The 11,302-nt window shown below is 66.4% G+C and carries 9 protein-coding genes; 8 read left to right on the top strand and 1 reads right to left on the bottom strand.

The window, feature by feature from the left end:
• Positions 1–88 precede the first annotated feature (88 nt).
• The 8 genes from P9A17_RS04485 to P9A17_RS04450 all read left to right on the top strand — a co-directional run bounded on the left by P9A17_RS04485 (position 89) and on the right by P9A17_RS04450 (position 9,956).
• Positions 89–376 (top strand): hypothetical protein, encoded by a 288-nt coding sequence (locus tag P9A17_RS04485; protein ID WP_278037398.1) that lies wholly within the window; start codon positions 89–91, stop codon positions 374–376.
• 155 nt (positions 377–531) lie between these two features.
• Positions 532–834 carry a hypothetical protein gene (locus tag P9A17_RS04480; RefSeq protein WP_278037397.1) on the top strand — a complete coding sequence of 101 codons (303 nt, stop codon included), beginning with the start codon at positions 532–534 and terminating at the stop codon, positions 832–834.
• 91 nt (positions 835–925) lie between these two features.
• On the top strand, positions 926–3,304 hold the full coding sequence (locus P9A17_RS04475; RefSeq protein WP_278037396.1) for a lysylphosphatidylglycerol synthase transmembrane domain-containing protein: 2,379 nt from the start codon (positions 926–928) through the stop codon (positions 3,302–3,304).
• A gap of 188 nt (positions 3,305–3,492) precedes the next feature.
• A complete protein-coding gene (locus P9A17_RS04470) occupies positions 3,493–3,867 on the top strand; it encodes an ethanolamine utilization protein (RefSeq protein WP_278037395.1) in 375 nt (124 codons plus the stop codon).
• An 11-nt stretch (positions 3,868–3,878) separates the two neighbouring features.
• Complete coding sequence (locus P9A17_RS04465; RefSeq protein ID WP_278037394.1) at positions 3,879–6,170, top strand: aminomethyltransferase family protein; 2,292 nt, start codon at positions 3,879–3,881, stop codon at positions 6,168–6,170.
• A 10-nt stretch (positions 6,171–6,180) separates the two neighbouring features.
• The gene (locus P9A17_RS04460; RefSeq protein ID WP_278037393.1) at positions 6,181–7,524 is read left to right on the top strand and encodes an NAD(P)/FAD-dependent oxidoreductase; all 1,344 of its coding nucleotides are present in this window, start codon (positions 6,181–6,183) and stop codon (positions 7,522–7,524) included.
• 66 nt (positions 7,525–7,590) lie between these two features.
• On the top strand, positions 7,591–8,766 hold the full coding sequence (locus tag P9A17_RS04455) for an LLM class flavin-dependent oxidoreductase (protein WP_278037392.1): 1,176 nt from the start codon (positions 7,591–7,593) through the stop codon (positions 8,764–8,766).
• On the top strand, positions 8,763–9,956 hold the full coding sequence (locus tag P9A17_RS04450; RefSeq protein ID WP_278037391.1) for an SfnB family sulfur acquisition oxidoreductase: 1,194 nt from the start codon (positions 8,763–8,765) through the stop codon (positions 9,954–9,956). The genes P9A17_RS04455 and P9A17_RS04450 overlap by 4 nt, the downstream gene beginning before the upstream one ends.
• A gap of 21 nt (positions 9,957–9,977) precedes the next feature.
• Here the strand turns inward: P9A17_RS04450 and P9A17_RS04445 are convergent, their stop codons facing one another.
• Positions 9,978–11,204, bottom strand: a complete 1,227-nt coding sequence (locus P9A17_RS04445) for a cytochrome P450 (RefSeq protein WP_278037390.1) — start codon at positions 11,202–11,204, stop codon at positions 9,978–9,980.
• Positions 11,205–11,302 lie beyond the last annotated feature (98 nt).

Here is an 11,302-nt window from a genome sequence, read left to right as displayed (position 1 = left end):
GTTGACGGTTTTACCTATCGCACAAGTCAGAACCGCGCGATTCGCTCCACGGCTCCGACCCGTTTCAGGGAAGAGCAGGAAAGTCACAATGAAGAACCTCACCGTCGCTACCGGCCTGGCCGCCGGACTCGCTGCCGCCGCCCTCGGGCTAGCCGGTACCGCGAGCGCCGGGCCTGCAGGACCCGGCAGCGCGAGCGAGACCATCAGCCAGCTGGAGAAGCTGGGCAACACGGTGATCGTCGACAGGTTGTCGGACGCGCCGCTGTCGGACGCCTCCGTGGTGTCCGTCCGCACGGACGCCGACATCCGCCAGATGTCGTGGGACTCCGGCCAGGGCGCCGGCGCAGGACAGGTCGTCTACGTCACCATCCGCTGACACACCGAGAAAGGGGCACTCCGCGTGGCGCGGGGTGCCCCTTTTTTTCATGATTCCAGCCGGGAGAAACAGTCCGGACCTATCCGCGTAACGAAACTGTGGTCAGAGGACACCACTGTCCAGATGTCCCACACACAGAAAGCGCAGGACCCGCCATGATCTCCACCAACACCGTCGCCACTGTCGTCGCCGGCCTGACCGCCGCAGCCATCGGGTTCGCCGGCCCGGCGGCCGCCGCCCCCATGGGTGACGGCGATGCCGCCGCCACGATCAGCATGCTCGAGGCCGAAGGCAATCGCGTCGTCGTCAACCGACTCTCGGACGTTCCGCTCGATCAGGCGGACGTCCTCAGCGTCAACCGCGGAACGGCACTTCGCAGCACCGTGATGGACGAGTTCGGCGACCGCACGTTCCAGCAGACGATCACGGGCTACGTCTACTACGTCAACGTCGGCTGAGCTGATCTTCGCCGAAACTGCATTCCAGCATGTCGTCACTCGACTTTTCGCTGCGCCGATGCAGTTTCGGCGGATTGCTATTTTGTTTCCTGTGCGAGTTGACGGGCGGGACGTTGCTGTTTCGGGCAGCCTGCTCCAGCCGTTGACCCGACGCACCAACGACATCTTCCGCCTGTCGCTGGCCGGGATCTTCCTCGTCGTCATCGTCACCAGCTCGCTGATCACGCGAAATGAGTGGGATGCGCTGGAGCGGTCGATCTCGGGGATCGTCGGCGTGCTGAGCCCGACGCAGTCCAACACCGTCTACTTGATCTACGGCATCGTGATTCTGGCGTTGCCGTTCTTCATCCTCATCGGTCTCGTCCTGGAGCGGCAGTGGAAGCTGCTCGGCGCGTACGCCGCGGCCGGTGTCCTGGCTATTCTCGCGCTGTCCATCACGGGCAACGGCATCGCTGCGCCTCGCTGGCATTTCGACCTGTCCGAGCGGCTCGACACCTTGCTGTCGCAGTTCCTCGACGATCCGCGGTGGATCGCGATGCTGGCGGCGGTGCTGACGGTGTCGGGCCCGTGGTTGCCGGCCCGGTGGCGGCACTGGTGGTGGGCTCTGCTGCTGGCGTTCGTCCCGATCCATCTGGTCGTCAGCGCCGTCATCCCGGCCCGGTCGCTGCTGGGTCTGGCGGTCGGCTGGTTTGTCGGCGCGCTGGTCGTCCTCGTCAGCGGCACACCGGCGCTGGAGGTACCGCTCGACGGTGCCGTGCGCGCGATCACGCGACGCGGGTTCGAGGTCGCGGCGCTGCGGGTGATCCGTCCGGCGGGTCAGGGCCCGATGGTGCTGACGGCGACCGACAGCGCGACCGATCCCGAGACGGCGGTGGTCGAGCTCTACGGGCCGCACCAGCGCGGCGGCGGCTTCCTACGGCAGTTCTGGCGCAAGCTGCGACTGCGTGACAGCGAGACGGCGCCGATCCAGCCGTCGCTGCGCCGCGCCGTGGAGCATCGGGCGTTGATGGCGCTGGCCGTCGGCAACCTCGGCATGGCGAACACGGCACCGATCGCGGTGGCGACATTGGACCGCGGGTGGACGGTGTACGCGCACAAGCCGGCCCGCGGCACCGCGCTGATCCGCTGCCACGTCGACACCCCGGTGAGCCGGGTGTGGGATTCGCTGGGCGTGTTGCACAGTCAGCAGATCTCGCACGGTGATCTGCGCACCACCGAGATCACGGTTGTCGACGGCACTCCGATGTTCGGCGGTTTCGCCTACGCCGAGTACGGCGCCTCCGATGCACACCTGCACACCGACATCGCCCAGCTGTTGATCACGACGGCGGACCTGTACGGCGCCCCCAAGGCTGTCGCCGCGGCCATCACCGTCTTCGGCAATGACGTGGTGCTGGCGGCGTCCCGGCGGCTGACCAAAGCGGCTGTGCCGAAACGTGTCCGGGATTCGGTGCGCGACGCGGGCACCGCGATGTCGACTTTGCGGGACGAGGTGAAGCAGCAGACGGGCGCCGATCAGATCAAGGCGGCGACGATAACGCGGTTCACCCGCGGTCAGCTGATCCAGATCGCGCTGCTGGTCGCGCTGGTCTATGTCGCGTATCCGTTCATCAGTTCGGCTCCGGTGTTCTTCTCCGAGTTGCAGTCGGCGAACTGGTGGTGGGCGCTGGCCGGGTTGTTGGTGTCGGTGCTGAAGTACATGGGCGCGGCGGCGGCGTTGTGGGCGTGCGCCGACGGCATGGTCAAGTACTGGACGCTGACGATCATGCAGGTCGCCAACACGTTCGCCGCGACGACGACTCCGGCCGGCGTCGGGGGTCTCGCGCTGAGCACCCGCTTCCTTCAGAAGGGCGGGCTGGGGGCGTTGCGGGCGACGACCGCGGTGGCGATGCAGCAGTCGGTTCAGGTGATCACCCACATCACGTTGCTCATCGTGTTCAGTACGGTTGCGGGTGCGTCGGCGAATCTGTCGCGTTTCGTGCCGAATGCGACGGTGCTGTATCTGATCGCGGGCATCGTGCTGGGTGCCATCGGGGTGTCGCTGTTCGTGCCGAAGCTGCGGCACTGGCTGGGTACGGCGGTGCGGCCGAAGCTCAAGGAGGTTCTGGACGACCTCATCCTGCTCGCGCGCGAACCGAAGCGACTGGCGATCATCATTTTGGGTTGTGCGACAACGACTCTCGGATCGGCGCTGGCGTTGTGGGCGAGTATCGAGGCATTCGGCGGGGATGCCAGCTTCATCACCGTCACGATCGTGACGATGGTCGGCGGCACGCTGGCGTCGGCCGCCCCGACCCCCGGCGGCGTCGGCGCGGTGGAGGCGGCGCTGATCGGTGGGCTCGCGGCGTTCGGGGTGCCCGCCGCCGTGGCGGTGCCGGCCGTGCTGCTGTACCGGATCCTGACGTGCTGGCTGCCGGTGTTCCTCGGCTGGCCGATCATGCGGTGGCTCACCCAGCGGGAGATGGTCTAGCCCAGTCCGTGGTCGACTCGCACCGCGAGCGCGCATGTCTGGACACCGACACGCCGCCAAAACTGGCATTTAGCGCGCGGTCGTCGCACCCGAAACTCAGCCGCTACCGGCAGTAATCTCCCCGAAACCCACCTATGGTTTCCTCCTGTAAGACGTTGTTTCACCGCAGAGATCGCCCTGGAGGCTCCATGACGAGTACCGTCCCCGCTCCGTTCCTGGTCACGTCCGGCTTCTGGCAGAAGCTCCCGCAGATGTCGCTCGAGAAGTACCCGGGCACCGAGGGATTCATCGACGACGTCTACGCCACCCCGAACGGCGTGCCGATGTGCTCGGGGTATTTCGAGCTGCGCAACACCGATGCGCCGCTGGACTACTACTACGACTACGACGAGATGAAGGTCGTCCTCGAAGGCGAATTCCGGTTGGAGAACGTCGACACCGGCCAGGTCGAGATCGCCAGGGAGAAGGATGCGATCTTCTTCCCCAAGGGTTCTCGCATTCTGTTCTCCACACCGACGCGCGCCCTCGCGTTCTACGTCGGCTACCGCTCCTTCGCGCCCTGACCCCGGTCTCCATGGAGCGTTTCCGCGTCGCCCCCGGCTCGGTGACCGCGGTGAAGGTCTTCGGCGGCGACCGGCTGGAGATCATCGACCACTACGGTCGCCAGCCCGCCGAGCTCACCGTGCTGGCGACCGACCCGCGGGCGGTCGCCGACGCCAGACCCGACACCGCGGCCACCGTGCTGCGTCATCTCGTGCCCGGCCCGGACGAAAACGGCTACGCCGCAGGCAGAATCCTGTCCCTGCTGTCTGAGCACCGCGTCGATCAGCACGACTCCGTGGCCACCCGCCTCTTCGGGGAGTGGTCCCCGGCCGGGTCCCGGGCCCGCTTCGCGGTGGCGGGGGATGCCGTCGTCCTCGTCGCCGCGCCGGCATCGCCGATGAGCCTCACCGGCGACGAACCCAACCCACCGTCGGAAGTCCGCGTCGAGGTGCACCGCGCCGACCTCCGTCGCCCCGAGATCTGCGACGAACTCCCCGCACCGCTGGCCGAGCCGTTGTTCGACATGCGCATCGACGCCGCGACGGCATCGTCGTACGACGTCAAGGAGGGCCAGTTCATACAGGTGATCGACGTTGCGGGACAACAGTGTTCGGACTTTCTCGCGTTCGAAGCACGCTCACTCGGTGACGGGCGCGAGTACGGACTCGACGCAACCACCACCCGCACCATCGGCGGCGGTGCGTATCCGCAGCCCGGCCTGTCGGGGAAGTTCTTCGACGCCCGGGCCCGCCCGCTGGTCGAGGTGGTGCGCGACACCGTCGGCAGGCACGACACGTTCGCGCTGGCATGCAACGCGAAGTTCTACGCGGACATGGGTTATCCCGGCCACGTCAACTGCACGGACAACTTCAACGCCGCACTGTCACGCTTCGGCATCGGGCAACGTCAGGGTTGGCCCGCGCTGAACCTGTTCTACAACACAGCATTCGACGCGCAGCACCAGCTGATCTCCGAGGAACCCTGGTCCCGGCCCGGCGACTACGTGCTGTTCCGCGCGTGCGCCGATCTGGTCTGCGCGTCGTCGGCGTGCCCGGACGACATCGACCCCGCCAACGGCTGGAACCTGACCGACATCCACGTCCGCGTCTACGACTCCACCAGGAGGTTCTCTGTGGCGGTGGGACACCGGCTGACGCCGGACTCCGAGCCCGTGCTGACCAAGCACACCGCATTCGCATCCCGGACGGGCGCCCTCACCACCAATGTCACCGAGTACAAGGGGTATTGGCTGCCGAACAGCTACGACAACCACGGCCCGCACCAGGAGTACTGGGCGTGTCGCGAACGGGTCGCGGTCATGGACCTGTCGGCGTTGCGCAAATTCGAGGTTCTCGGCCCGGACGCCGAGGCACTGCTGCAGACCACGCTGACCCGCGACATCCGCAGGCTCGCCCGCGGCCAGGTCGTCTACTCGGCGATGTGCACCGACACCGGCGGGGTGATCGACGACTGCACAGTCCTGAGGCTGGGCGACAACAACTTCCGATTCATCGGCGGCGATCCGTACGACGGCATCTGGCTGCGCACCCAAGCCGAGAAGCTCGGTCTGGAACAGGTGTGGATCAAGGATTCCACCGATCAGATGCACAACCTCGCGGTGCAGGGCCCCTCCAGCCGAGACCTGCTGGGCGCCATGATCTGGAGCCCGCCGGGACAGCCCGCGTTGCGTGACCTCGGCTGGTTCCGTTTCCTGATCGGCAGGCTCGACGGCCCTCACGGTGCGCCGCTGGTGGTGTCACGGACGGGCTACTCGGGCGAACTCGGCTACGAACTGTGGGTCCATCCCGACGACGCCGAAACGGTGTGGGACCGGGTGTGGGAAGCCGGCCTGCCGTTCGGTCTGACGCCGTTGGGCCTGGAGGCTCTGGAGATGCTGCGGGTGGAATCGGGCCTGATCGCCGCAGGCAACGAATTCGACGAGCAGACAGACCCGTTCGAAGCCGGAATCGGTTTCGCGGTACCGCTGAAGAGCAAGACTGACGACTTCGTCGGCCGTGACGCGCTGCTCGAGCGCAAGGCCCACCCACAGCGCACGCTGGTCGGGTTGCGGCTGGACAGCAACGAGGTCGCCGGGCACGGGGATTGCGTGCACATCGGCCGCTCCCAGGTGGGGGTCGTCACGAGTGGAACCCGCTCCCCGATTCTGAACGCCAGTATCGCGTTGTGCCGCATGGCGGTTCAGCATGCCGAACCCGGCACCCGGGTCGAGGTCGGCAAGCTCGACGGGCACCGCAAGCGAATCCCCGCCACCGTCACGACGTTCCCGTTCTACGACCCCGACAAGACCCGTCCCCGTTCATGAGGAGAGAGATATGACGCGCACCGCGGTGATCGGCGCAGGCCCGTGCGGCCTGGCGCAGCTGCACGCCTTCGAACTGGCCCGCCAAGACGGCGTCGACGTCGGCGAGGTCGTGTGCTTCGAGAAGCAGAGCGACTGGGGTGGGCTGTGGAACTACACGTGGCGCACCGGGCTCGACTGCCATGGAGATCCCGTGCACGGCAGCATGTATCGCTACCTCTGGTCGAACGGACCCAAGGAATGCCTGGAGTTCGCCGACTACACCTTCGACGAGCACTTCGGCGGACCCATCCCGTCGTTCCCGCCGCGCGAGGTGCTCTACGACTACATCACCGGGCGCGCCAAGAAGAGCAACGTGCGCCAGTTCATCCAGTTCGACACCGCGGTGCGCGGTGTGACGCAAGACGACGCGAGCGGGTCGTTCGCCGTCACCGTCGAATCGTGGCAGGACGGCGAAAGCTCGCTCCGGACAGAATCTTTCGACAACGTTGTGGTGGCTACCGGCCATTTCTCGACGCCGAACGTCCCGGAGTATCCCGGGTTCGAGTCGTTCCCCGGCCGGATCCTGCATTCCCACGATTTCCGCGACGCCGTCGAGTTCGCAGGCAAGAATCTGCTTATCCTGGGCAGCAGCTACTCGGCTGAGGACATCGCCCTGCAGTCGCTCAAGTACGGTGCGGCTTCGATCACGATCGCCTACCGCAACGCCCCCATGGGTTTCGGCTGGCCTGACGGCATCAGCGAAGTCCCGGCGCTGCAGCATGTCGAAGGACGCACCGCACACTTCGCCGACGGCACCGCCCGCGACGTCGACGCCATCATCATGTGCACGGGATATCAGCATCACTTCCCGTTCATCGACACCGCGCTGCAGCTGAAGACGACGAACAACCTCTACCCCGACGGCCTCTACAAGGGCGTGGTCTCACTGGCCAACCCGAAGCTGATGTACCTCGGTATGCAGGACCAGTTCTATACGTTCAACATGTTCGACGCGCAGGCCTTCTTCGCGCGCGATGTCGCACTGGGCACGTTCGCCCTGCCCGACGCCGAGGCGATGGCTGCCGATGTGGCCGCCTGGCGCGCGAAGTACGCCGACGTCGACTCAGTCGCAGGCCAGATCGACTTCCAAACCGACTACGTCCGCGATCTGATGCCGCTCAGCGACTACGCCGCGTTCGACATCGACATGGTCCATCGGCACTTCTTCACCTGGGAGCACGATAAGGAGGTCAGCATCACCGGCTATCGAGACAAGTGTTTCGCCTCGCCGTGCACCGGGACCGTCGGCCCGCCGGCGCACACGACGTGGTGGGACGAGCTCGATGACAGCCTGGCCCGCTTCCTCAAGCGGTAGACCACCCCAAGAATCGCCGTGAGATAAACCCTGGACCGGCCCGCGGCTGCCGGGGAGAATTCCGTGGTGACTCCTGCGATCAAATTGCACTGGTTCCTCCCGACCTACGGCGACAGCCGGCTGATCGTCGGAGGCGGTCACGGCACCCCCGCCGGCGCCGCGCACAGCGACCGGGACGCATCGATCGACTATCTCGCCTCGATCGTGCGCGCCGCTGAGACGTTCGGTTTCACCGGGGCGCTGATCCCGACGGGCGCCTGGTGCGAGGACGCGTTCGTCACCGCTGCACTGCTGGCCAGGGAGACGACGTCTCTCGGTTTTCTCGTCGCGTTCCGGCCCGGTCTCGTCAGCCCCACGCTGTCGGCCCAGATGGCCGCGACGTTCGCGCGGCATGCACCGGGCCGGATCCTGCTCAACGTGGTGATCGGCGGTGAGGCGCACGAGCAGCGTGCCTTCGGCGATCATCTCGACAAGGACAGCCGCTATGCCCGCGCCGACGAGTTCCTCGACGTGGTGCGACGACTGTGGGACGGGCAGACGGTGTCGCTGGCGGGCGAGCACATCCAGGTCGAGGACGCCGCGATCCCGACGCTGCCGAATCCGGTGCCGCCCTTCTACTTCGGCGGGAGTTCCGCTGCTGCGGGGCCGGTGGCGGCACGCCACGCCGACGTCTATCTGACGTGGGGTGAGCCGCCCGCCGCTGTCGCCGAGAAGGTCGACTGGATCCGCAGGCTTGCGGCCAAGCAGGGCAGGAAGCCACGCTTCGGCATCCGCCTGCACGTCATCACCCGCGACACCGCCGACGAAGCCTGGACTCAGGCGGACAAGCTGGTCGCGGCGCTCGACGAGGACACTGTCCGCAACGCCCAGAAAGGCCTTGGCCGTAGCGAATCCGAGGGGCAGAAACGCATGCTCGCGTTGCACGAGCAGCATCGGGCGAACGGCAGCTGGCATGATGCGCGCTCGCTGGAGATCGCACCGAATCTGTGGGCCGGTGTCGGCCTGGTGCGCGGTGGGGCGGGTACCGCGCTGGTCGGCAGCCACACCGAGGTCGCCGATCGCATCGCCGAGTACGCCGAGGTGGGCATCGACGAGTTCATCTTCTCCGGCTATCCGCATCTGGAGGAGCTGTACTGGCTCGGCGAGGGCGTGGTGCCGCTGCTGCGGGAACGCGGCCTGTTCAACCCGGACACGAAAGCTGCTGCGCCCGCGTCGATTCCGTTCGTGGGCGCCGCACGGTGACGCTCGCGTCCACCGACGAGGCGCTGGCCGTCGCCGCGGAGCTGGCACAGAACTTCGCCGCTGAGGCGTCACAGCGCGACGCCGACCGCGTCTTGCCGCACGATCAGGTCAAGGCGCTCAAGGAGTCCGGCCTACTTGCGCTGCCGGTGCCGCACAAGTACGGCGGCCTCGACGCGCCGGCCACCGTCATCGCCGAGGTGTTCCGGTTGATCGCGCACGCCGATCCCTCGCTGGCCCAGATCCCGCATTCGCATTTCGTGTTCCTGGAGGCGGTGCGCCTGCAGGGTACCGAGGCTCAGCAGGCGTTCTTCTACGGCGAGGTGACCGAGGGGAAGCTGTTCGCCAACGCGCAGAACGAGCGCGGCCCCCATCCCGTCAACGTCGACAGCACCACTTTGGTGGAGCAGGACGGCTACCGCCTCAACGGCCGCAAGTTCTATTCGACGGGTGCGCTGTTCGCCGACTGGGTGATCGTGCGAGCCTCATTGTCCGACGGGTCCGGCGAGGTGCCGACCGCGTCGACGCCGAAGGCGCTGGCATTCGTCCCGCGCGATGCTCGCGGACTCGGCGTCGTCGACGACTGGGACGGGATGGGTCAGCGCACGACCGCGTCGGGGACGGTGACGCTCGACGATGTCGCGGTGCCTGCCGAGCACGTGGTGCCGTTCTCGCCGATCTTCTCGGGTCCGACGACGTACGGGGCCCGGGCGCAGTTGTGGCATTCCGCGCTCGATGTCGGCATCGCGACCGGCGCGCTGGAGGCCGGGGTGCGTCAGGCCGAACGGGCGCGGGCGCATTTCGAGGCGGACGTGAACAAGGCGCAGGACGATCCGACGCTGATCACGATCGCCGGTGAACTGACGGTGACGGTGCGCGGGGCGCAGGCGTTGCTTGCCGAGGCAGCCCGTCACGTCGACGCCGCGACGGCGGACCTCACCGACGAGTCGACCGCGCAGGCCTCGATCGCGGTGGCGGTGGCGAAGGTCGCCGCCGTGCGCGCGTCATTGGACGCGTCGAATGTGCTGTTCGAGCTCGGCGGCACCCGGAGCGCGTCGGCGTCGGGGAATCTCTCACGGTACTGGCGTGATGCGCGCACGCACACGCTGCACGACCCCACGCGGTGGAAACTGCAGCACATCGGCCGCCATACATTGTCAGGGATCAACCCGCCCCGACACGGCCAGATCTAGCAGGCCTGCTGGTGGTCGGCGTCAGTCGATCGCGCAGGGCAGAGTCTTGATTCCGTGGACGAACACCGACCGCAGCGGATCCGGCTCGGCCGTGGTGTGCAGATTCGGGAATGCTGCCAGTAGTTTGCCAAGGACAACCCGGATCTCCATCCGCGCCAGACCGGCGCCTAGACAGAAGTGCGGTCCGCCTGCGCCGAAGGCGACGTGGTCACGGGAGTTCTCGCGGTAGATATCGAAGCGCGTCGGTTCGGCGAAGAGGCCGGGATCGTGGTTCGCGGCCAGGTACCACACAACGACTTTGTCCCCGGCGCGGATAACGTACTCGCCGAAAGGGACATCGACGGTCGCGGTACGGCGCATGTGCAGCACCGGTGAGGACCACCGCAGCACCTCCTCGATGGCATTGGTGGCACGGCCCTCGAAGTCATCGGCCAACGCGGCCTTCTGATCGGGATGTCGGCTGAGCAGATGCATCGCCCACGACAATCCGGTTCGCGTGGTGTCGTTGCCCGCTGCTGCCAGCAAGATGACGAACGATCCGAATTCTGCTGCGGTCAGTCGCTTTCCGTCGACTTCGGCCTGCATCAGGTGAGAGGTGATGTCGTCACCAGGATTCTGCCGCCGGCTCCGGCCCAGGTCGATGGTGTACTCGAAGAATTCGGCGACCGCGCGCAGGCTGGTGTCGACGTCGCTAACCTGTCCGTCGTTGACGCCAAGGATGAGGTCGATCAGTTCCCGCAGCCTGGGACGGTCGACTACGGGGATGCCCAGCAGGTCGGCGATCACCTGGAAAGGCAGATTGGCGCCAACGGTCTCCACGAAATCGAATTCCCGACGCTCCCTGATTGTTTCGACGATCGCAGTGGCGAGCTCGGCGACATAGTCCGTCATCTGCCGGATTGCCCTCGGTGAGAACGCGACTTGGACCAGACGTCTGTACTGCCGGTGCTTGGGATCGTCCATCGTGATGATCGAGCCGAGCATCTCCAGCAATTCGGGGGGCATGTCGTCCAGCGAAAACCCACGCGTACTGGTGAAACTCGCCGGATCGCGGGTCACCGCGCTGACGGCGGCATGGGAAGTCATCGACCAGAAGCCGGCCCCCGAGCGCTGCGGAATGAACTCGACGCCATCGCTGCGCTCGCGCATCGCGGCGAATTCCGCAAGGCGCGTGTCGATGTCGCTGTCCCAGAATGAGCTGAGAATCGAAGGATCGGAGGGATGTTCGACCCGCGGCGCAGATTCCATACTTTAAAGTATGGCATATGCGATGTGATACAGCCGAGGGTGTCTCGTCGGGCGGAAACCCGCATTTAGTGAGCGCAGCCGTCAATAACTACTGTTTG

Source organism: Mycobacterium sp. 236(2023), from assembly GCF_029623955.1.
GTDB lineage: Bacteria > Actinomycetota > Actinomycetes > Mycobacteriales > Mycobacteriaceae > Mycobacterium.
The sequence above is the reverse complement of the archived record's forward strand: the minus strand, read 5'-3'. Positions and strand labels throughout refer to the sequence as shown.

Coding starts and splice junctions, on each gene's coding strand:
- P9A17_RS04485 (WP_278037398.1), top strand. CDS start 89: ATGAAGAACCTCACCGTCGCTACCGGCCTGGCCGCCGGACTCGCTGCC.
- P9A17_RS04480 (WP_278037397.1), top strand. CDS start 532: ATGATCTCCACCAACACCGTCGCCACTGTCGTCGCCGGCCTGACCGCC.
- P9A17_RS04470 (WP_278037395.1), top strand. CDS start 3,493: ATGACGAGTACCGTCCCCGCTCCGTTCCTGGTCACGTCCGGCTTCTGG.
- P9A17_RS04465 (WP_278037394.1), top strand. CDS start 3,879: ATGGAGCGTTTCCGCGTCGCCCCCGGCTCGGTGACCGCGGTGAAGGTC.
- P9A17_RS04460 (WP_278037393.1), top strand. CDS start 6,181: ATGACGCGCACCGCGGTGATCGGCGCAGGCCCGTGCGGCCTGGCGCAG.
- P9A17_RS04445 (WP_278037390.1), bottom strand. CDS start 11,204: ATGGAATCTGCGCCGCGGGTCGAACATCCCTCCGATCCTTCGATTCTC.